Source organism: Polaribacter sp. SA4-12 (assembly GCF_002163675.1).
GTDB lineage: Bacteria > Bacteroidota > Bacteroidia > Flavobacteriales > Flavobacteriaceae > Polaribacter.
Genome location: NZ_CP019334.1, coordinates 1,622,566 through 1,644,804, shown reverse-complemented (window position 1 = coordinate 1,644,804; position 22,239 = coordinate 1,622,566). Strand labels below are relative to the sequence as shown.

The window sequence follows — 22,239 nt, the reverse complement described above, 5'->3', positions numbered from 1 at the left end:
CTTAGCTAGTTAGATTGTTAAAACATTAATTAAAAAGTATTCACTTGAAGATTTCTAATAAAGTTATACCTTATATAATAGCTATTGCGGTTTTTGCTTTGGCTTCTATCATTTATTTTCATCCAGTTTTAAAAGGACAAAAATTAAATCAATCTGATATCACTCAATTTAGAGGAATGGTAAAAGATATTAATGATTTTAGAGCGGATAAAAATACAGAGCCTTATTGGACTGGCGCTTCTTTTAGTGGAATGCCAGCGTATCAAGTAAGTGCTTATTATCCGAATGATTTTGTAAGAGTTTTAGACAGAGCTTTGCGTTTTTTACCAAGACCAGCAGATTATACTTTCTTATATTTTTTAAGTTTTTTTGTGTTGATGATGGCTTTAAAAGTCAATTGGAGATTGGCAATTTTAGGTTCGCTCGCCTTTGGGTTTTCAACCTATTTAATTATCATATTCGGAGCAGGACATAATGCAAAAGCACACGCAATTGCATATATGCCATTGGTTTTAGCAGGAGTTTTGTGGGTTTTTCAAAAACGATATATTCTCGGTTTTTTTGTGACAGGTGTTGCAATGGCTTTAGAAATTTATACAAACCATCCACAGATGACTTATTATTTAGGTTTCTGTTTATTGATTTTAGGAATTGTTGAACTGATAAATGCAATCAAAGAAAAGATACTTCCAGTTTTTATCAAACAAAGTATTGTTATTATTGCAGCAGTTTTATTAGGTATTGGAGCAAATTCTTCTCGTTTAATGGCGATGAAAGAATATGGAGATCATAGTACAAGAGGTAAATCTGAATTAACAATAAATCCTGATGGAACTAAAAAAGAAGCTTCAAAAGGATTAGATAAAGCATATATTACTGAATATAGTTATGCAAAATTAGAGACTTTTAATTTGTTTGTTCCACGTTTTATGGGTGGAGGAACGGTTGAAAAATTAGGAGAAGATTCTAACTTTTATCAAACTATAGAAAAAAAAGCAGGTCGAAAAGTTGCAGATGATTATTCATCACAAGTTTTAACCTATTGGGGAGACCAAACAATTGTAGAAGCTCCGGCTTATATTGGTGCTGTAATTTTCTTTCTATTTTTCTTAGGAATGTTTTTAGTAAAAGGAAGATTAAAACAATGGCTAGTTGCTGCAACTGTTTTTTCAATTTTAATGAGTTGGGGAAGAAATTTTGATGTGTTAACCAATTTTTTTATTGATTATTTTCCACTCTATAATAAGTTTAGAGCAGTTTCTTCGATACAAGTAATTGCAGAATTATGTGTTCCTATTTTAGCTATTTTAGGTTTAAAAGAATTCTTTTCGTCAACTATTTCTTCGGATGAAAAACAAGAAGGATTAAAGAAAGCAGTGTATGTTTTCGGAGGATTAATTATTGTAGGTTTTTTATTAGCACACGGTTTTTCTACGTTTGAAGGCTTAAGAGATGCACAATATGAGCAATTACCAGGTTTAACAGACGCTATAATTGCAGATAGAAAATCGATGTTATTAATGGATTCTCTACGTTCTTTAGCTTTAATGTTACTTTCTGGAGGTGTTTTATGGATGTTATTAAAAGATAAATTAAAACAAGGTATTGCAATTATTGCGTTGGTAGTTTTTGTTTTGTTTGATTTAATATCTGTAGATAAAAAATATGTAAATGAAGATGATTTTAAATCAGCAAGAAAAATAGAGAAGCCATTTACAGCTTCATCTGCTGATAAATTAATATTACAAGATAAAACGCATTTTAGAGTTGGTAATTTTACGGTTAATCCAATGAATGATGGAAGTACTTCTTATTTTCATAATTCTATTGGAGGTTATCACGCTGCAAAATTAGGACGTTATCAAGAATTATTTGATTTTCAAATCGCTAAAAATAACATGCAAGTTCTAAACATGTTAAATACCAAATATTTTATTGTAGGTAATGACAAAGGAGAAAAACAAGCACAATTAAATCCTGATGTAAATGGAAATGCTTGGTTTGTTGATAAAGTGAAAGTTGTGAATTCTGCAAATGAAGAAATACAAGCTTTAGATTCTTTGAATACTAAAAGAGTTGCCGTTTACAATAAAGATAATTCTCCGAAAAGTGATATTACTTTTCCTCAAGAAAAAGATTCAACTGCTACAATTGAGCTTTTAAATTATGATGTTACAACATTAACGTATCAATCAAATACTGCAAAAGAACAGTTTGCTGTATTTTCTGAAATCTATTATAAAGATGGTTGGAATGCTTATGTTGATGGGAAATTAACACCACATTTAAGAGTGAATTATGTTTTAAGGGGAATGATAGTTCCTGCCGGAAAACATACCATAGAATTCAAGTTTGAGCCAAAAGTAATTCAGCAAGGAAAAATAATTTCTTTATCATCTTATGGTTTGTTATTCTTGATAACTATTGGTTGGTTCTTTTATGAAAAGAAGAAGAAGCAATGAAAATAGGAATGATACTTGATGCTCCGTTTCCACCTGATCCTAGAGTAGAAAATGAAGCAGTTTCTTTGGTAAACGCAGGACATGAAGTTTTTCTTTTTTGTTTAAAATATGCTGATGAAAAAGCATCCGAAATAATTAATGGAATTCAGGTAAAAAGATATTATTCAAATAAATTAGAGTATAAATTATCCGCTTTAGCGTATACAATACCTTTGTATAGTTTCTTGATGAAACAGAAAATTCATCGTTTTATAAAAGAAACAGAAATTGATGCATTACATATTCATGATATAAGAATTGCCGAAGCTGTTTTTAACGCAAATCAAAAGTTTGAATTACCAGTAGTTTTAGATTTACATGATAATATGCCAGAAGTGATGAAGTTGTATCCGCATCTTCAGAAATTCCCAGGAAAATATATTATATCTCCATCAAAATGGAAAAAGAAAGAAAGAGAATTTATAGAAAAAGCAAATAAAGTCATTTCTGTTTCTCCTGAATTTCTTGAGAATTTAGAAAAAAGAATTCCTGCTTCAAAAGACAAGTTAGTTTTAGTGCCAAATACGATTAGACAGTCTTTTTACAAGGATTATCAGGTAGATGAAACAATCACCAATAGATATAAAGATGATTTTGTAATCTTGTATTTAGGTGATACACATTTAAGAAGAGGATTGCAAACAGCTATTGAATCTCTTTGTTATTTAAAGGAAATAATTCCTAATATTAGGTTAGTAATTGTTGGTAGAAATACGACAGATGTAATTCTGAAACAGAAGGTTGTCAACTTAAAATTAGAAGATTTTGTCGATTTTGAAGGTTGGAAAAATGTTTCATTATTTCAATCTTATATTTTAGCAAGTGATATTTGTATTTCTCCTTTGCATAGAAACTTGCAACACGATGTTGCATATGCGAATAAGATTTTTCAATATATGAGTTTTGCAAAACCACTTTTAGTAAGTGATGCAACTGCACAGAAAAGATTGGTAGAAAATAATAATACAGGATTGATTCATAAAGAAAAAGATGTAAGTGATTTTTCTGATAAAATTCTAAAGCTTTATAAAGATGAAGCGTTAAGAAATGAATTAGGTCAAAATGGAAAAGAGTTTATAGAAAACGAGTTTTCTTGGGAGCAAACATCAAAAAAACTGCTACATTTATACGATAATTTAGAATCTTGAAAGTATTAATAATTACATATTATTGGCCACCTGCAGGAGGTTCTGGAGTTCAACGTTGGTTGAAGTTTGTAAAGTATTTAAAAGAATTCGGAATAGAACCTGTTGTTTATACAGTTGATAATGCTAATTATCCAAAAGAAGATGCTACTTTACTTAATGAAATTCCAAAAAACATAGAAATTTTAAAACAACCTATTTGGGAACCAACAGACATCCTTTTTTTGAAGAAAAATAAACCACAGAAAAGTGGAATTTCTAATGTTAGTAATAGTGGTTTGTTATCTTTTATTAGAGGGAATTTCTTTATTCCTGATCCTAAAATATTTTGGATAAAACCATCTGTAAAATACTTGCAAGAATATTTAGATTCAAATAAAATTGATACTATTATTTCTACAGGTCCGCCTCACAGTATGCATTTAATTGCTCATAAATTACATCAGAAAAATAATATAAAATGGATTGCAGATTTTAGAGACCCTTGGTCGGATTTGTATTATAATAAAGATTTTAATCAACTTTCATTTGCTAAGAATAAGAATAAAAGATTAGAAGAATCAGTTTTAAAAAATGCAGATTGTGTTTTAACCGTTAGCAATTCGTTAAAAGAAGAATTCGCTAAAACGGGAAGTAGAGTAGAAGTGATAACCAATGGTTTTGACGATGAGGTTCTTACCGGAAATAGTATCAAATTAGATAATAAGTTCACGATTTCTTATATTGGTTTATTGCCAAAACAAAGTAATCCGAAAGTTTTATTTAAAGTTTTAAATGAACTTTGTACTAAGAATGAAGATTTAAAAAATGATTTAAAATTAAATTTTATTGGTGATATTTCTGATGAAGTTAAAGCTGAAATCACTAATAATCAACTAAATGAGAATACCCGTTTTGTTGGTTATGTAAATCATAAAGAAGCAATAGAATATCAAAAAAAAGCCCAAGTATTGTTATTGTTAATTCCGAATATAGAAAAATCAAAAGGAATTTTAACAGGGAAATTATTTGAGTATTTAACTGCAAAAAGACCCATTTTAGCAATTGGTCCAGAAGAAGGCGATTTATCTGAAATCTTAAAAGAGACAAATGCTGGAGTTGTTGTAGATTTTGATAATGAAGAAAAATTAGCATCAGAAATTCTAAAATTGTATCATCAATATAAAGAAGGAAGTTTAAAAGTGAATTCTAATCATATCGAAAAATATCATAGAAAGCAATTAACTAAAAAATTGGCGTTCATTATTAAAAGTTTACATTCGTAATATGGGAATTATTTTAAAGCAATCGTTTAAGAATACAATTTTTATTTTTTTAGGTTTTGGTCTTGGAGGCATTAACACATTATTTCTATATCCCAATTTTCTTGATGATAAATATTATGGTTTAGTAATTTATTTGCTGTCTACATCAAATTTATTAATGCCACTAATTGCTTTTGGAACTCATCATGCAATTGTTAAGTTTTATTCAAGCTATAAAACTAAAGAAGAAAAAGACCGATTTTTGTCTTCTTTAGTTTTTCTGCCATTACTAATAGCGTTGCCATTTGCTTTTTTCTTTAACTTTTTTTATGAAGAAATAGGTGATTACTTAGCATCAGAAGAAAACATAATTATAAAAGATTATACATATGTAATTTATTTAGCTGCTGTTACTTGTGCTTATTTTGAGGTCTTTTATGCATGGGCTAAGGTTCAATTTCAATCTGTGTTTGGAAATATTTTAAGAGAAATATGGAATAGAGCAATTATAATGATTTTATTATTTGCTGTATATTTTAAGTTTATTACAGAAACTGAATTTATTAGCTATTTAATCGCATCTTATTTTTTAAGAATGTTTGTTATGATGTTTTATGCATTAAAATTATATATACCAAAATTCACCTTTTCTAGACCTAATAATTTTAAAGAAATTATCCGTTTTTCTGGATATATTATTTTGGCAGGAAGTGCGGGAGCTATTCTTTTAGATATAGATAAATATATGATTCCAGGGAAGGAGTCTTTAGCTACAGCTGCATATTATACAGTAGCCGTTTTTATAGGTTCTTTTATTGAAGCACCAAGTAGAGCAATGTTAAATATTTTACAACCTTTAACTTCTAAAACCTTAAATGAAGAAAATCATAAAGAAGTAGCTTCTTTGTATAAAAAGAGTTCTATTAATTTATTATTAATAAGTGGTTTGTTTTTTTTATTAGTAAATACAAATGTAGCTCAGTTATTTGAATTGTTGCCTCCAAAATACTCGGGAGGAGGAGCAGTAATTGTTGTGTTAATGATATCTTTATTAAAACTTTATAGTGGTTTCTTAGGGAACAATGGAGCGATAATTAATAATTCTAAGTTTTATAAAATAACGTTGCCTATTAGTATTTCTATGGCATTATCTGTGTATTTTTTAAATAAACTTTTCTATTATGAGTTAGATATGGGAACTGAAGGTTTAGCGTTAGCAACTATGATTGTAATATTTGCTGCGAATACTTTTAAGTTGTTTTTTGTGAATAGAAAGTTTTCTATAACTCCTTTTACAGAGAAATCTTTGATGATGATTTTAATTATTGCTGTTTTATATCTTGGTTTTAATTTTTGGGATTTTCCTATAAGTGATATTTATATCTGGAAATTTCCAATTCATCCAATAATTAATATCGCTTTAAAAAGTATCTTAATTTTGGTTATTTATATCTTCTTAGTACTGAAATTGAAGATTTCTAATGAGTTTGATTCACTTTTAAAGAAGTATTATAGATAACAATCTACGTAGTCTGTTACCATATGAAATAACAGTGCAAAACATAAAATTCTTGTTTTCTTAAAAAATAAGCCAACTGTATAAAAACCGATTGCAACATAAGAATGCAAAGGATGAAAGTTGATGCTGCACCTATTTTTGTCAAAAATTGGGGTCGCTAATAAATGATCTAAATCTACTAACATAGAACAGATGAAAATCAAGTAAACAATTTTCCAATTTTTCTTAAAGAAAAAGTAAGCTATAAAAAGCGGTGCTACAAAATGTAGCCCATAATGTATAATAAAGTCAACAGTCATAAATAAAAAAAAGGCTTATTTAAAAAATAAGCCTTCATATATATTGCTAATGTAACAATAAATTGGGGGAAATATTATGTGCAAAGTTAGTGTATTATCAGCGTCTATAGCTTAACATATGTTAATTGAATTATTTATTTTGAATAAAGTTCCTTTCTAATTCTACTTAGCTGAACAGGAGTTATGTTTAAGTAGGATGCTATATGATATTGTGGAATTAAATTTTCTATATTAGGGTTCTGTTTTTTTAGCTTTAAATATCTTTCAGTTGCATTTAAAACAGATAAATCATAAATTTTAGATTCTAATGTTAAAAAGATAACCTCTAATACAGATGTATATAGACGACATATTGCTGGGTCTTGTTCTATTAAACATTTAAACTCTTTAAAATTAATAGCATATACTTCGCTATCTAATAAACAATCATAAGATAATCTTGATGGTTTATCAAGTACAAGCGCTCCTAAAGCACCTGTAACTTTAGAAGTTGTAAAAAGGTGTCTTATGTATTCTTTTCCTTTTTCATCTGTATAAAATGATCTAATAACTCCATGTTTTAAGATGTAAAAATCATTCGGAACTTCTCCTAACTTAGCAATGCTGTCACCTTTTTTTAATTTTTTTAATCTAAATAAAGACAACAATTTATCGCTAGACTTTTTAGGGATAGGATTTATTTTGTTAATAAAGTCGATAATAAGTTTCATGAATTGTTTAATATTCTATTAAGAGAATATTAAAAACGGTTTAATTGCTGCTTAAAGTTAGTGTTTTTTTTGCTATAAATAGCTAATAGTGTTAGGACCTTCCATAAAAAGTAGGTCTAAAATAGATAAATTAGGAATAAAGCCATGTTTGTCATCAAACATTTGAATGTAATTATCGACTAATTTTGTAGGCTTATTTTTTATGTCAGAAAGTAACCTGAAGTCTTTTTCATTGGTCTCTACAATATATTCTTCAGTTTTAGAAAACTGTTGAGATATTTGTAAAGCATCTGTTAAAAATAAATAGGTGTCAATATTTACATCTTGTAAAAAAGTATATTTCTTTTTAAAGATTGAAAGTAAATCATCTTCGTAAAACTCATAAAAAGGTGAAGTTCTATATGCTGTTTGTAACGATTTTAAATGCTGATCTTGCCAATTAGCATCATTATCGACCAATAAGTCTTTTGTTTTTTTACGTTGAGTAGTTCCTTTGTTTTTATCCTTTACAGGAATGTTTAATAACTGTTTTCCGTTAGAATTATAAATGTAGCATCTATTTCTATAACTTTGTTTCTGAAAATTATCTTCCATTTCAAAAACGACTGTTTCAGATTTTAAAATTTCAGAATATTCAGAAATAGGTCCAAAATAACTAGGAATAAATAATGACATTATATTTTAGTTTTCAGTCTCAGTATTGAGTCGCAGTAGTTTGCAGTCAATTGATAACTGAGAACTACTACTGAATACTGTGTACTATTTCTTATTTTTTTTTCCTTTATAAAAACTATAACCAATATATAAACCGATTAAAGCTAAGACGAAGTATCTATAAGAAACAGGTTTTCCTTCACCATGTACCGTTGTAAACATTCTGTCCCAACGAATAGATTTTATTTTTTCCACAAAAGAAGCTGCATCAGCATCCCAACTAAACCAAATCATCACTGGTTTTCCTAAAACATGATCGAAAGGCACATATCCCCAATAACGACCATCTAAAGAGTTGTGTCTATTATCTCCAATTAAGTAAAAGTAATCTTGCTTAAAAGTGTAAGAATCTGCTTTTTCACCATTAATATAGATGTTTTCTCCAACAACTTGTAAATCATTATTTTCATAATTTTTAATGATTTGCTCATAAAATGGTAAAGATTCTGAGTCTAATTTTACAGTAACTCCCGCTTCAGGAATATAAATTGGACCAAAGTTATCTTGACTCCAACCTAACTTTTCTACATGAGGAAAAATAGCATTATCTGCTCCGTGATTTACTTTTATAACAGAAGCAGTTAAAGGTAGTTTTTGTAAACGTGCAGCTTCTTCTTCTGTTAAGTTGATGTTTATTTTAGTATCAACATTAATCATTTTAAATTTCCTTGCAAAATCAGGATTTATTCCTCCTGCAACTTCAGTATATAAAGAATCTGAACCAATTTTAGATAAGCGACCGTTTTCTGTAATTGATTTTTGAACTCTACTATCGTTCCAATATTTCGTTAAAATTTTATAAACTCCAGTTCTTCCTTTTTTAAGTAAAAATTTTGGATATGTACTTTGACTGATAGGTTTTTTAGCTTCATACGTATAATAAAATTGCAGCTTTGCTCTATCTGGTAAAACATTCTTTTTTCCATTTATGTAGAAATACCCATCTTTCATTTCTAAAGAATCTCCAGCAATACCAACAGAACGTTTTACATAGTTGGTTTTTTTATCAACAGGTTTGTAGGTGAATTTACCAGAAGTATCTCCCCACATTGTTGCTAAGGTATCAGCTGGCCAATTAAAACAAACAATATCATTGTTTTTAATTTTCTGTAAACCAGGTAAACGTGTATATGGAAGTTGTGGTTTTTTTAAATAAGAAGCTGTTCCTGTAAATGGTAAAGAATCATGAACCATTGGTGCAGCAATTACTGTTGATGGAACTCTTGCTCCGTAATGAAATTTACTTACGAATAAATAATCCCCAATCAATAAAGATTTTTCTAAAGAAGAAGAAGGTATCGTAAAAGGCTGCATAAAGTAAGTATGCACCAAAGTTGCTGCAACAATTGCAAAAGCAATAGAGCTTATCCATTCACCTAATTCAGAACGAGGTTTTAAACTTCTGTCAGCATTGTAATCTGTATCTGTAGCGTAATTAATATAATATATATAGAAACCTAAAGTTACAATTACTAAAAAAGAATCTAACTTTTTATAAAAACCAAAAGTTCTAATAGTTTCAATCCAAAGTATAGGGAACATTAATAGGTTTACAACTGGAATAAATAATAGGAAAATCCACCATTTAGGGCGATTTATTATTTTCATTAAAACAATTCCGTTATAAACAGGAATTGCAGCTTCCCAAGCTTTTCTACCTGCTTTTACATATAGTTTCCAAGTTCCTAAAAAATGAATTACTTGTACTGCTAAAAAAAAGATAAACCATTGTGTAAATGTCATAATATCGTATTTCATGTCTGGTCGAGCGCAGTCGAGACCTCAAAAGGAATAAAGCCTCTCGACTGCGCTCGAGGAGACAAACTTATTTTATATTAGAGAGCATTTGCTCTCATTTGTTACACTTTTTAACGGATGTTTAACACGTCTTTCATTGTAAAAACGCCTTTTTTTCCAATAATCCATTCTGCAGCAACAACCGCACCTAAAGCAAATCCTTTTCTGCTGTGTGCTGTATGTTTAATTTCTATAGAATCAACTTCAGAATCATACCAAACAGTATGTGTACCAGGAACTTCAGGAATCCTTTTTGCAACAATAGGTATATTTTCTTCAGATGCTTTATCTCCTAATTCCCAATCGTTTTTAGCAGAATTTTCAATAATTCCTTCCGCTAATGTAATTGCTGTTCCACTTGGAGCATCTAATTTTTTTGTGTGATGAATTTCTTCCATAGAAATATTATAATCTTCTAAAGAACTCATCATTTTTGCTAATTGTTTGTTTAGCTCAAAGAAAATATTGACACCCAAACTGTAGTTTGAAGCATAAATAAAAGCGCTATTTTTTTCTTTACAAAGTGCAACTGCATCGTCATATTTGTCTAACCAACCTGTAGTTCCAGAAATAATAGGAACATTATTGTTTATACAGTTTGTAATATTATTAAAAGCTGAAGATGGTACACTAAAATCTATAGCAACATCTGCTAAAGTAATATCTATTACATCATCTACGTCTTTTCTAATTACTATTTCATGTCCACGTGATAAAGCAATTTTTTCAATTTCTTTACCCATTCTTCCATATCCTAATAGTGCAATCTTCATTTTAAAAATTATATTTAATTGTTAGACCTACTTTAGGAGCCTCAACATAAATTGGGTCGTTAATAAAAGTAGGTTTAAATGATAAATTATCATCTGTGTTAAACTGTAGTAAATGTGCATTAACACTTGCTTCTACAATTTGTAGAACGTATAAAATTACAGTTGTCAATAAAGACATGTCTCTATTTTCTTGTAATTGTTTTTGAGCTCTTTCTAAAGTTTCTATTGATATTATTTCTACACCATCAACAGTAAACTCGTCTATTAAATTGTTTTTTCTTAGTTTGTATGCAGTTCTGTACCTTTTGTATTCTTTATTATTGTCTAAATAATAGTAAATACTAGTACCCATTGCTCCCCAAACAATAGGAGCTTTCCAATATTTTTTATTGTAAACTTGTCCCATTCCAGGGAAAATAGCAGAATAAAATGCAGCTCTAGATGGAGCTAAAGGATCGTAAACGCCACCTTTTTCAATTTTAATATCTCCTTTAATTTGGATATCTTTTACGTTTACAGAATCTTTCTGAGCAACAATGGTAGCAGAGAAAAATGTAAAGAATAAAATAAATATGATATTTTTTAAAAACACTTATTTTAATAAGTTTTTTATTCGGTTAAAATCTTCTTCAGAATGAAAAGGAATTGAAATTTTTCCTTTACCATTTGTACTAACACTAACGTCTATTTTATGACCAAAGTATTCGCTTATGTCTTTGATACTACTTTTTATAAAAGCAGGAACTTGTTTTTTCTTTGGTTTAACAACTGTAGCAGATTTTAAGCTCTTTACTAAATCTTCTGTTTGTCTTACAGATAATTTTTCTCGTAAAATTTTCTCGTAAATAGCTAATTGATCTTCTGTGTTTTCAACATTAATCATTGCACGACCATGTCCCATAGAAATAAAACCATCTCTCATACCAGTTTGTAAAATTGGATCTAATTTTAACAAACGTAAATAATTAGTTACAGTAGAACGTTTTTTACCAACTCTGGTACTTAATTCTTCTTGAGTTAGCTGAATTTCATCAATTAAACGTTGATAAGATAATGCAACCTCAATAGGATCTAAGTTTTTACGCTGAATGTTTTCAACCAAGGCCATTTCTAGCATTTCTTGGTCGTTGGCAAGCCTAATATAAGCAGGTACAGTTTTGTTTCCTATTAATTTTGATGCTCTAAAACGACGTTCACCAGAAACTAATTGAAACTTATCTTTGTCTATTTTTCTAACTGTAATTGGTTGAATTACACCTAATTCTCTAATTGAGCTTGCTAATTCTCTTAAAGATTCTTCATCAAAATAAGTTCTTGGTTGATAAGGATTTACATCAATTAAGTCTAACTCTATTTCTATAATACTTCCAACAACTTTATCTGCATTTTTATCAGATGCAGAAATAACGCTAGATGATTCTTGCAATAAAGCAGATAATCCTCTTCCTAAAGCTTGTTTCTTGGTTGCTTTTGCCATTTTACGAATTCTTTTTTAATAATTCTTGGGCCAAATTTAAGTAATTTACAGCACCTTTACTCGTTGCATCGTATGCAATAATACTTTCACCATAACTTGGTGCTTCACCTAAACGTGTATTTCTTCTAATTATCGTATCAAAAACCATACTAGAAAAGTGTTTTCTAACTTCGTCAACTACTTGATTAGAAAGGCGTAAGCGGGAATCAAACATCGTTAGTAATAAACCTTCTATATCTAATTCAGCGTTATGAATGTTTTGTATACTTTTAACAGTATTTAGTAGTTTTCCTAAACCTTCTAAAGCAAAATATTCGCATTGAATAGGTATAATTACAGAATCTGCAGCAACTAAAGAGTTTAAAGTAATTAAACCTAAAGAAGGTGCGCAGTCAATTATAATATAGTCGTAATCATCTTTAATTTCTTCTAAAGATTTTTTTAACATATATTCTCTATCCTGTTTGTCTACCAATTCTATTTCAATTGCTACTAAGTCTATGTGTGCAGGAATAATATCTACATTAGGAGATTCAGTTTTTACAATTGCTTCTCTTGCAGAGATGGAATGTTCTAAAACTTGGTAAGTACCAAATTCTACAGACTCAACATCAATGCCTAAACCAGAAGATGCGTTAGCTTGTGGATCTGCATCAATTAATAAAACTTTTTTCTCTAGAACACCTAATGAAGCAGCTAAATTAATGCTTGTTGTTGTTTTGCCAACACCACCTTTTTGATTTGCAATTGCAATTATTTTACCCATTATTTAAGTTTTCTTTATAGGTAGTAAAATTACATTTTTTTATGTTTTTAGAAAGTGAAAGATGTTAACAAAACGGTAAAAAACGCAATTAACTGACTATCAGTTGTTAAAGTTAATTATATTAAAGCTTTTAAACAAATTTTATCAAAAAAAAACCGAAGGATAAACTTCGGTTTTAAATAGGTATTAATGTTCTATTTCTTTGGAATGTTCTTTAAAATTTCTACTAAAAACTTCCAGAATTTTTGTGTTGATGAGATACAAGCTCTTTCATCTGGAGAGTGTGCTCCTAAAATAGTTGGTCCAAAAGAAACCATATCCATTTCTGGGTAATTTTGTCCTAAAATTCCACATTCTAAACCAGCATGACAAGCGGCAACATGTGCTTTTTCGCCATGTAATTCTTTATATAAATTAGCAACTACATCTAAAATTGCTGAATTTACATTGGGTTGCCAACCAGGATATTCTCCTGATAAATCAACATCAAAACCAGATAATTCAAAAGCTGATTTTAAAGAATTTGCTAAATCAGATTTGTTGCTTTCAGATGAAGAACGCGTTAAACATCCAATTTTTATATGTCCGTCTTTTACAATTACTCTAGCAATATTGTTAGATGTTTCTACCAAATCAGTAATATCAGGACTCATTCTATACACGCCATTGTGAGCAGCATAAATAGATTTAATTAAGCCTTCTTGTACACCTAATTCCATCACTTTTTCTGGTGATGCTATTTCTATAATTTCAACAGTTAAGTTAGGTTCTTTTGTTGAGAACTCTTCTTTTAAATTGTTGATAAGTAAACCTGTTTCAAAAAGAAAAGCTTCCTTAGAAATTGTGTCAATAGTTACAGTAGCAAAACTTTCACGAGGAATTGCGTTACGTAAACTACCTCCATTTATTTCAGAAATTCTTAAACCAAAATTAGTAAAACCATCGAATAATACACGGTTCATAATTTTGTTTGCATTTCCTAATTCTTTAATAATGTCCATTCCAGAATGTCCACCATTTAATCCTTTAACATTAATAGAAAATGCTGTAGAATTTTCAGGAACTTCTTCTTCGTTATAATTTCTAGTAGCTGTAACATCTACGCCACCAGCACAACCCATTCCTATTTCGTCATCTTCTTCAGTATCTAAATTTAAAAGAATATCACCTTTTAAAATTCCGCCTTCTAAACCCATTGCACCAGTCATACCAGTTTCTTCATCAATAGTAAAAAGTGCTTCAATATTTGGGTGTTGTAAATCATCAGAAGATAAAATTGCCATAATTGCAGCAACTCCTAAACCATTATCAGCACCTAAAGTGGTTCCATCAGCAGTAACCCAATCACCTTCAATAACCATTTTGATTCCTTCTTTATCAAAATCGAAAACGGTATCAGAATTTTTTTGATGAACCATATCTAAATGACTCTGTAAAACAACTGTTTGTCTGTCTTCTAGACCTTTTGTTGCTGGTTTTGTGATAATTACATTACCAACTTTATCTACTAAAGTATCTAGGTTTAGACTTTTACCAAAATCTACCATAAATTGAATTACACGTTCTTCTTTTTTTGAAGGACGAGGAACTGCATTTAAATCTGCAAAGTGTTTCCAAACAATTTTAGGCTCTAAATTTCTTACTGCTTCACTCATTTTATCAAATAATTTTATGGCATAAATTTAGTTAATTTCTATCACAATATCTTGAGTTTCTTTTCTAACTTTTGGTAAATCTTTCATGTAGCAATCATGAGCTCTAAAACCAACAGGTAAAACTAAAATCGATTTTAAATTATGTGATTTTAACCCTAGAATCTCATCATATTTTTCAGGAATAAAACCTTCCATTGGGCAAGCATCAATTTTTTCTACTGCACAAACAGTCATTAAGTTACCTAATGCAATATATGCTTGGTTTTTATTCCAAAGAAGTAATTCTTCTTGTGTTTTTTTCTCAATATCCGCAGTTAAAAAATCTCTAAAAGGTTTTGTAATTTCTTCAGGAGTATTTCTAATTTTCTGAACTAAATTAAAATAGTTTTCTACTTCTTCTGTCGTGTAATTATAAGGAACACAGATTACCAGAAGGTGAGAAGCTTCGAAAACTTGATTTTGATTAAAAGAATGTGGTACTAATTCTTTCTGAATTTCTTTATTTTTAACAACTACTAGCTTTATAGGTTGCAAGCCATATGAAGTTGCTGTAAGGTTAAAAGCTTCTTTTAATGTATTAATTTGTGCTTCTGAAAGATGTTTTTCTGAATCAAATTTTTTAACAGCATAACGCCATTTTAGACTATCTATAATATTCATTTGTCTTAATTATGTTGCGAAAATAGTTCATTCCTTTTGATGATTTCTGCATGTATGATTATTAAAACTTATGAAGGTATAGATGATTTTTTGTACCTTGAAAACAAAAACTATGAATGAAGATTTTCTTCATTATGTATGGAAATACCAGTTATTCTCTGTTCATAATCTAAAAACAACGACCAAAGAAAATTTAACGATTTTAAAAATAGGTAGTCATAATCATAATTCTGGGCCAGATTTTTTAAATTCTCAATTAAAAATTGATGATCAGCTTTGGGTTGGTAATGTTGAAATTCATTTAAAATCTTCAGATTGGTATGCACATCATCATGAAATTGATAAAAACTACGATGCTGTTATTTTACATGTTGTTTGGGAAGATGACGCAACAATTTTTATGAAAGATAATAAACCATTACCTGTATTGGTTTTAAAGGATTTTGTATTTAATTCTGCTTTAAATAATTATCGAAACTTATTTTCAGCAAAACAAAGATGGATTCCTTGTGAAAAGGAAATTAATTCTGTTGATGATTTTACTCTAGCGAATTGGAAAGAGCGTTTGTTTTTTGAACGATTAGAACGAAAATCTGATGAAATGAATCAGCTTTTAGAAACGAATCAAAATGATTTTGAAGCGGTATTATTTCAATTGTTAGCAAAGAATTTTGGGTTAAAAGTAAATGGAGACTCTTTTCTGAATTTAGCAAAGTCTTTTGATTTTTCGATTTTAAGAAAAGTAAGGTTTGATGAACAACAATTATCAGCTTTATTATTTGGACAAGCAGGTTTTTTAGAAGAAGTAATTGAAGATGAATTTTATCAACAATTAAAAAAGGAATATAAGTATTTACAGCATAAATACAATTTGCAACCGATTGTAAATATGCAGTTTTCTTTTTTTAGAATGCGACCTCCTAATTTTCCAACAATTCGAATTTCTCAATTGGTTTCTTTATACCATCTTCATCAGAATTTATTTTCAAAAATGATGCAAATAGAAACATTAAAAGGTTTTTATGAATTGTTTGAAGTGACTGTAAATCCATTTTGGAAAACACATTATACTTTTGATAAGGTTTCAAAATCATCACCCAAAAAACTCACAAAATCGTTTGTAGATTTATTATTGATAAACACAATTATTCCTTTAAAGTTTTTATATCAAAAGAATAGAGGAGAGGTAAATGAAAATGATTTCTTAGCCATTCTTCAGAAAATAAAATCAGAAAAAAATAGTATTATTTCTAAGTTTGATGAAATTGGAATAAAAGCGAAAAACGCTTATGAAACGCAATCTTTATTAGAGCTTAAAAACAATTATTGCTCAAAGAAATTGTGTTTACAATGTGTAATAGGAATTAAGTTATTGAGTAGTAAATAATATCAATCAGTAGTTTTTTTGTAAAAAAAAAAGCTCAAAAATTAATCAATTTTTGAGCTTTAGAATATGTTATTTAAAACGAAGTTTAGTATAAACTTTTAAATTTATTAGGATTCTCTTCGTTCATTATTTCGTAAATTTTTTCAAAAATATCTTCTGCAGAAGGTTTAGAAAAATAATCTCCATCTGTACCATAAGCAGTTCTATGAGATTTTGCCGTTAAAGTAGCTGGTTTGCTATCTAAATGCATGTAACCATTTTGGTTTTCTAAAATTTCTTGTAGAATATATGCAGAAGCTCCGCCAGGAACATCTTCATCAATAATTAATAATTTATTTGTTTTAGCTAAACTTTTTACACAATCGTGATTTAAATCAAAAGGAAGTAAACTTTGAATGTCTATAATTTCTATGCTAATAGCTACTTGCTGTAGTTCTTTTGCTACTTCTTCTACAATTCTCAAAGTAGATCCGTAAGAAATAACGGTTAAATCTGTACCTTCTTTAACGGTTTCTACAACGCCAATAGGAGTTTTATATTCCCCTAAATTTAAAGGTAATTCTTCTTTTAATCGATATCCATTTAAACATTCAATAACTATTGCAGGTTCATCTCCTTCTAATAAAGTATTATAGAATCCTGCTGCTTTTGTCATGTTTCTAGGGACTAAAACATGAATTCCTCTAACGTTATTTATAATTCCTGCCATTGGTGAACCGGCATGCCAGATTCCTTCTAATCTATGTCCACGTGTTCTTATAATTAATGGCGCTTTTTGTCTTCCAAAAGTTCTGTATTGAAGAGTAGCAAGGTCATCACTCATAATTTGCAAAGCATATAGCAAATAATCTAAATACTGTATTTCTGCAATTGGTCTTAAACCACGCATTGCTAAACCAATACCTTGCCCAATAATAGTTGCTTCTCTAATACCAGTATCGGCTACTCTTATTTCTCCGTATTTTTCTTGAAGACCTTCTAATCCTTGATTTACATCACCTATAAAACCTGCATCTTCACCAAAGATTACTACCTCTGGATATTTCTTTAAAATTGCATCAAAATTATCTCTCATGATAACTCTTGCATCTACTAAAGTTTGATTTTTAGCGTAAACAGGTTTTTTCTCTGATACATCTACAGTATTAAAATCTGATTCACTATGTAAATGTGATGAGAATTTTATGGTTGCTATCTTTATTATTTTTTTTATGAAATTTTGAAGTAATATTTTTTCGGCAAAACTTTCATCTGTTAAATAACGTAGCGTTTTTCTTGTTGCAGATAAAATGTCTTTTCTACTAGGTTCTACGATTGCTATTAAATCTTCTTTATGTTTGATGATAAAAGAACCATTTTTACTTTTTTCAGCAACGTTATCTAATAACTGACACGCAGTAGTAACTTCAGATTTTATTTCATTAATAAAAGCGTTCCATGCATTTCTTTTTGCACTTAAAACTTCTTTCTTTGCTTGCTTTTCTAGTATGATAATCTCTTCCTCTGATTCTACAAAACGTAAAATTTCACCACCTTCAGTTTCTAACTCAAAGTCTAAAATCCATTTTCGCATTTTTGTAATACAATCATGATCTTTTTCCCAAGCTAATCTTTCTGTTCCTTTATATCTTTCGTGAGAACCAGATGTAGAATGACCTTGAGGTTGAGTTAATTCCTTAACGTGAATTAAAATAGGAACATGTTCTTCTCTCGCAATTTTTGCTGCTTTATTATAAGTATCCGTTAGTTGAACATAATCCCAACCATTAACAACAAAAATTTCATAACCATTTGTGTTATCTTCTCTTTGGAAACCTTTTAATATTTCAGAAATACTTTCTTTAGTTGTTTGGTGTTTAGCGTGAACCGAAATTCCGTATTCATCATCCCAAACACTCATTAACATTGGTACTTGTAAAACTCCTGCAGCATTTATCGTTTCAAAAAATAAACCTTCACTTGTACTTGCGTTTCCAATAGTTCCCCAAGCAACTTCATTTCCTTTATTAGAAAATTTAGATTTATGCTGAACACTTTTTTCGTTTCTGTAAATTTTTGATGCTTGAGCTAATCCTAATAAACGTGGCATTTGACCAGCAGTAGGTGAGATGTCTGAACTTGAATTATATTGCTTTGTTAAGTCTTTCCAGGTTCCGTCTTCATTTAAACTATGAGTAGCAAAATGACCTCCCATTTGTCTACCTGCAGACATTGGATCTGCTTCTATATCTGTATGTGCATATAAACCAGCAAAGAATTGTTGTGGAGTTAATTCTCCAATAGCCATCATAAAAGTTTGATCTCTATAATAACCAGACCTAAAGTCTCCAATTTTAAAAGCTTTAGCCATAGCTAATTGCGGTACTTCTTTACCGTCTCCGAAAATTCCAAATTTTGCTTTTCCAGTTAAAACCTCCCTACGTCCTAATAAACTGCACTCTCTACTAATCTTAGCAATTCTGTAATCATTTAAAACTTCTGTTTTAAAATCCTCAAAAGAAAGTTTTTGTTTATTTTCAATTTGTGTTTCCTGCAGCATTTTATTGGGTGTTTTAGAGTAGTGCAAAGATAGTTTTTTTAGTTGATATTTAAAAATTTAAATATTCTTTAAGAAATTCGTAACATTTATTTGGTTTTACAGGTTTTTATTGAGGATAGTTTAAAAAACAACAAAACTGTTAAAGATTGTTTTTAAATTATAAAAATCCACGTCTAAAAAAGTTGTAAATAGATTTTATATCAGTAGATAATGAAAACCTTATTTTTTGTGGATATGCTGCCTGAGATACTTCCCAACCATTATTGGAGTAGAATGGAAAATAAACTTCAAATATTTCATGAACAAAGTTAAAACGTATTCCGTTTTCGTAAGCAAAATACAGAGGTTGCTCTCTATTTTTTAAGAAAGCAACATCGTTATAAACTTCTAGCCAGCGCCATAAACCAATGCTTGAGTTGTTTGAAATCATAAATTGATTTGCAAACCTTGTAGGAAGTACAGATTTAAAACCTCCTTCAGTAATAATGTACTGTTGACTAAAAAAACCAGTACTTTCTGATCTTCCTAAGTAATTTAATTGAAATAAATAATCATTACTTCTGTCTAAACCAAAGCTAAAATAATCTCCAGATGTTTTGTTGCTAAGAAACATACCTGCAAAAAATCTAAAATCTAATTGTGTGTCTGTAGATGTCAATGTTCTAAACCTAAGGTCTAAAGAAATTTTAGAAAATTTTTGAGCAAATTCAGTATTAAAACTATATCTAAATTCTTTTATAATATCTGGATTTGAATAATTATAACTTAAACTAAGAATACTGTAATTGTCTTGTGGGTTTCTTATTGCATTAGGGGCTATTTCTTTATCAATATGAGTTACTTTAGCTCTCAATGATTCTGATGTGGCGTCTCTTAAGGTTTTTCTTTTAAAAATTATATCTACATATGGTATGAATGATTTATAAGATAAATTTGGAGCGTAATCTAAGGTGCTTCCAAATAAGCCATATGTTATTTTTTGTATTTTAGTTTTTTCGAAAAACTGATTATATTGTAATGAGAATTGTCCAATAACTGTATTACTTTTTGTAGCGTAATAAGGAGCTATTTTAAACTCGAAATTTCTTTTAATAAGAGGTTTGTTGTGTAATTTAATACCAAGAATTAGTCCGTTGTAAAAATTATAACCAACATCTGGTTGATAAAAAACTTGATTGGTGTTTGGGGTATTAACATCTTTTAATAATGAAAACTTTATAGGTTTGTTAAATATTTGTTTGTCAATCCTTTTCCAGTTATTTAAAGTATTTAATTCAGGATATAAATTTTCGTAGTTCAATACAAACGTATCGTAATCTCCTTTCTTAAATTTTACAGTTTTTGTACTATCAATATCGTAGATCCATTTTTTAAACTGTACCTCTTTGTCTTTAAGTGCATAAATAGCCAAAGGAGTTATAATGTTTCTTTTGTTTTTTATGGTAACAGATACGCTATCTTTTTCTGTTTTTATGTGTTCTATTTTATGATCTATTTTTTTATTTGTTTTTACAAAATCATTAAAAAACCAATCTAATTTTTTAGTGGTTTTTGTAGAAATTAAATCATGGAATTTGTTACTGGAAATAATTTTCAATTGATTATTCTGATAAAACTCCTGAATTGTTTGGTTTAGAATACTGTCACCTAAATAGCCTTTTAAAAAACGGAATCCTAAACCAGCTTTGTATTTACTTACTATCTTTCTATTAAAGTTAGACAGTGAATCTGAAGATGTATTAAGTGCTTGGTCTAAAAATTGACGCGCTGTAAATTGATAAATAAACGGATATTTATCATTAAATTCTAATTTAGAAATATTAAAGTTTTTTAATGGCCAAGTGCTAGATGCATTACCTAATAGTTTAACTTCTGGGTAAAATTTTTCTACATATTCTATCATTAAATAATTCTGAATACCATCAATTAACCAATAATCTTTTCTTTTATTTAACAGAATTGTATTTTCTATATACCTTTTTGTTAAAGCTTTAAACATGGTAATATCCCATTTAAATGTATCAGAAAAAGGGCGTAAAAATTTTGGTAATTGATTTAAGCCAAAAATTGGGTTTTTACTTTGTGTGGCTTTATCTATGTAGATTTCTATATGAGGGTATTTTCCTAAGTATTTTTGTATAAAAAGTAATTCCCTATTTAAAATACTTGTGGTTAAATTAAAGTCTAATTCTTCAGAGAAAACATCTGTATGAACAGTAACCGTTTTTGTAACAAAGCTTTTTATTTGTGTGGTTTTGTTGATACCTAAAAGAACGTCAGTTTTGTTTTTTCCAACTAAATAATAGTTGTTTTTTTCTTTTTCTTTAGTTTCGTATTGATACAAATTAGATTCTACAATGAATTCTTTTGGTACGTCAATTTCAATCTTAAAATCTGTTCCTTTTTCATATAAATCATCTAGATTTAAATTACTCATATATTGCCATCCTTTGTTGTAAATAGCAGGAGTTATATACCAGTTTCTAAGATGATACCCTTTTTCTGTTTTACCATATTTAGTAAAACGTGCACTTGGTATTTTTACTATATAAATTAAAGATATTTTAATTTTAGAATTTGGATATAACGGGCTTTCAAGAAAAACTTCTAAGATGTCTGCTTGATCTTTTAATTCCTTAAAATTGACACTCGAAAAATCTACAGAAAGGCTTTTTATAGTAGAAGAACCTAGATCTTTTTCTTTTGCAAAGTATAGGTCTTTTTTAAAGTCTTTAATAAATCTTTTAGATAAAGGTGTCTTTCTGTCTTTGTAGCTATTTCCCCAATTGTGAAGGAAGATGCTTGTTAATATAGAGTCTGATGTATTGTAAAAAATAATTTCTTGTTGAATTTTTAATTCATCTTTCTCTGTATCTAATTTAGATTTTATGCTGATGGAGTTCTGTTGTGAAAACACAAAAGTTGATGCGAAAAGGCATAATAGTAATATGTAATAATGATTTTTCAAGTAAATTTCAGCAAATTTATTTTATGAAAGTAGTTTTTTTATACTGGTTCGTTTAGGTGAAAAAACGAACCAGTTATGTAAAAAA

The 22,239-nt window shown here is 28.9% G+C and carries 17 protein-coding genes; 5 read left to right on the top strand and 12 right to left on the bottom strand.

The window, feature by feature from the left end; genetic code table 11:
* The first annotated feature begins 44 nt into the window (after positions 1-44).
* From BTO07_RS06995 to BTO07_RS06980, 4 genes are read left to right on the top strand one after another with little or no spacing between them, the layout of a single operon-like run.
* On the top strand, positions 45-2,462 hold the full coding sequence (locus BTO07_RS06995) for a YfhO family protein (RefSeq protein WP_442956807.1): 2,418 nt from the start codon (positions 45-47) through the stop codon (positions 2,460-2,462).
* Positions 2,459-3,649 carry a glycosyltransferase family 4 protein gene (locus tag BTO07_RS06990; RefSeq protein WP_087520548.1) on the top strand — a complete coding sequence of 397 codons (1,191 nt, stop codon included), beginning with the start codon at positions 2,459-2,461 and terminating at the stop codon, positions 3,647-3,649. Before BTO07_RS06995 ends, BTO07_RS06990 begins: the two co-directional genes overlap by 4 nt.
* Complete coding sequence (locus BTO07_RS06985; RefSeq protein ID WP_087520547.1) at positions 3,646-4,911, top strand: glycosyltransferase family 4 protein; 1,266 nt, start codon at positions 3,646-3,648, stop codon at positions 4,909-4,911. Before BTO07_RS06990 ends, BTO07_RS06985 begins: the two co-directional genes overlap by 4 nt.
* 1 nt (position 4,912) lies before the next feature.
* The gene (locus tag BTO07_RS06980) at positions 4,913-6,409 is read left to right on the top strand and encodes a lipopolysaccharide biosynthesis protein (protein ID WP_087520546.1); all 1,497 of its coding nucleotides are present in this window, start codon (positions 4,913-4,915) and stop codon (positions 6,407-6,409) included.
* Here BTO07_RS06980 and BTO07_RS17515 read toward each other — a convergent pair.
* The 10 genes from BTO07_RS17515 to BTO07_RS06930 all read right to left on the bottom strand — a co-directional run bounded on the left by BTO07_RS17515 (position 6,400) and on the right by BTO07_RS06930 (position 15,260).
* Positions 6,400-6,708 (bottom strand): DUF6122 family protein, encoded by a 309-nt coding sequence (locus BTO07_RS17515; RefSeq protein ID WP_087520545.1) that lies wholly within the window; start codon positions 6,706-6,708, stop codon positions 6,400-6,402. The two genes, BTO07_RS06980 and BTO07_RS17515, sit on opposite strands and share 10 nt — an antisense overlap.
* Before the next feature lie 134 nt (positions 6,709-6,842).
* Complete coding sequence (locus BTO07_RS06970; protein ID WP_087520544.1) at positions 6,843-7,418, bottom strand: Crp/Fnr family transcriptional regulator; 576 nt, start codon at positions 7,416-7,418, stop codon at positions 6,843-6,845.
* 72 nt (positions 7,419-7,490) lie between these two features.
* Entirely contained in the window at positions 7,491-8,093 is a 603-nt protein-coding gene (locus BTO07_RS06965; RefSeq protein WP_087520543.1) for a WbqC family protein, read from the bottom strand.
* Positions 8,094-8,177: 84 nt separating this feature from the next.
* Entirely contained in the window at positions 8,178-9,875 is a 1,698-nt protein-coding gene (gene lepB, locus BTO07_RS06960; protein ID WP_087522574.1) for a signal peptidase I, read from the bottom strand.
* 125 nt (positions 9,876-10,000) lie between these two features.
* Positions 10,001-10,702, bottom strand: coding sequence for a 4-hydroxy-tetrahydrodipicolinate reductase (gene dapB / locus BTO07_RS06955; protein WP_087520542.1), 702 nt, complete (start codon positions 10,700-10,702; stop codon positions 10,001-10,003).
* A gap of 1 nt (position 10,703) precedes the next feature.
* Entirely contained in the window at positions 10,704-11,294 is a 591-nt protein-coding gene (locus tag BTO07_RS06950; protein WP_157663302.1) for a DUF5683 domain-containing protein, read from the bottom strand.
* On the bottom strand, positions 11,295-12,179 hold the full coding sequence (locus tag BTO07_RS06945; RefSeq protein ID WP_087520541.1) for a ParB/RepB/Spo0J family partition protein: 885 nt from the start codon (positions 12,177-12,179) through the stop codon (positions 11,295-11,297).
* A 1-nt stretch (position 12,180) separates the two neighbouring features.
* Positions 12,181-12,945: a ParA family protein gene (locus BTO07_RS06940; RefSeq protein ID WP_087520540.1), complete on the bottom strand. Its 765-nt coding sequence runs from the start codon at positions 12,943-12,945 to the stop codon at positions 12,181-12,183.
* A 194-nt stretch (positions 12,946-13,139) separates the two neighbouring features.
* Complete coding sequence (locus BTO07_RS06935) at positions 13,140-14,600, bottom strand: aminoacyl-histidine dipeptidase (RefSeq protein ID WP_087520539.1); 1,461 nt, start codon at positions 14,598-14,600, stop codon at positions 13,140-13,142.
* A gap of 27 nt (positions 14,601-14,627) precedes the next feature.
* Positions 14,628-15,260: an NAD(P)H-dependent oxidoreductase gene (locus tag BTO07_RS06930; protein WP_087520538.1), complete on the bottom strand. Its 633-nt coding sequence runs from the start codon at positions 15,258-15,260 to the stop codon at positions 14,628-14,630.
* A 112-nt stretch (positions 15,261-15,372) separates the two neighbouring features.
* On the opposite strand from BTO07_RS06930, the gene BTO07_RS06925 reads away from it, so the two are divergent.
* Positions 15,373-16,647 (top strand): DUF2851 family protein, encoded by a 1,275-nt coding sequence (locus BTO07_RS06925; protein WP_087520537.1) that lies wholly within the window; start codon positions 15,373-15,375, stop codon positions 16,645-16,647.
* An 85-nt stretch (positions 16,648-16,732) separates the two neighbouring features.
* Here the strand turns inward: BTO07_RS06925 and BTO07_RS06920 are convergent, their stop codons facing one another.
* Both BTO07_RS06920 and BTO07_RS06915 read right to left on the bottom strand, forming a co-directional pair.
* The gene (locus BTO07_RS06920) at positions 16,733-19,186 is read right to left on the bottom strand and encodes an alpha-ketoacid dehydrogenase subunit alpha/beta (RefSeq protein WP_087520536.1); all 2,454 of its coding nucleotides are present in this window, start codon (positions 19,184-19,186) and stop codon (positions 16,733-16,735) included.
* A 157-nt stretch (positions 19,187-19,343) separates the two neighbouring features.
* On the bottom strand, positions 19,344-22,103 hold the full coding sequence (locus BTO07_RS06915) for an aminopeptidase (RefSeq protein ID WP_232457101.1): 2,760 nt from the start codon (positions 22,101-22,103) through the stop codon (positions 19,344-19,346).
* Positions 22,104-22,239: the final 136 nt, after the last annotated feature.

Coding starts and splice junctions, on each gene's coding strand:
- lepB (WP_087522574.1), bottom strand. CDS start 9,875: ATGACATTTACACAATGGTTTATCTTTTTTTTAGCAGTACAAGTAATT.
- BTO07_RS06970 (WP_087520544.1), bottom strand. CDS start 7,418: ATGAAACTTATTATCGACTTTATTAACAAAATAAATCCTATCCCTAAA.
- BTO07_RS06920 (WP_087520536.1), bottom strand. CDS start 19,186: ATGCTGCAGGAAACACAAATTGAAAATAAACAAAAACTTTCTTTTGAG.
- BTO07_RS17515 (WP_087520545.1), bottom strand. CDS start 6,708: ATGACTGTTGACTTTATTATACATTATGGGCTACATTTTGTAGCACCG.
- BTO07_RS06980 (WP_087520546.1), top strand. CDS start 4,913: ATGGGAATTATTTTAAAGCAATCGTTTAAGAATACAATTTTTATTTTT.
- BTO07_RS06940 (WP_087520540.1), bottom strand. CDS start 12,945: ATGGGTAAAATAATTGCAATTGCAAATCAAAAAGGTGGTGTTGGCAAA.
- BTO07_RS06930 (WP_087520538.1), bottom strand. CDS start 15,260: ATGAATATTATAGATAGTCTAAAATGGCGTTATGCTGTTAAAAAATTT.
- BTO07_RS06990 (WP_087520548.1), top strand. CDS start 2,459: ATGAAAATAGGAATGATACTTGATGCTCCGTTTCCACCTGATCCTAGA.
- BTO07_RS06925 (WP_087520537.1), top strand. CDS start 15,373: ATGAATGAAGATTTTCTTCATTATGTATGGAAATACCAGTTATTCTCT.
- BTO07_RS06935 (WP_087520539.1), bottom strand. CDS start 14,600: ATGAGTGAAGCAGTAAGAAATTTAGAGCCTAAAATTGTTTGGAAACAC.
- BTO07_RS06965 (WP_087520543.1), bottom strand. CDS start 8,093: ATGTCATTATTTATTCCTAGTTATTTTGGACCTATTTCTGAATATTCT.
- dapB (WP_087520542.1), bottom strand. CDS start 10,702: ATGAAGATTGCACTATTAGGATATGGAAGAATGGGTAAAGAAATTGAA.
- BTO07_RS06945 (WP_087520541.1), bottom strand. CDS start 12,179: ATGGCAAAAGCAACCAAGAAACAAGCTTTAGGAAGAGGATTATCTGCT.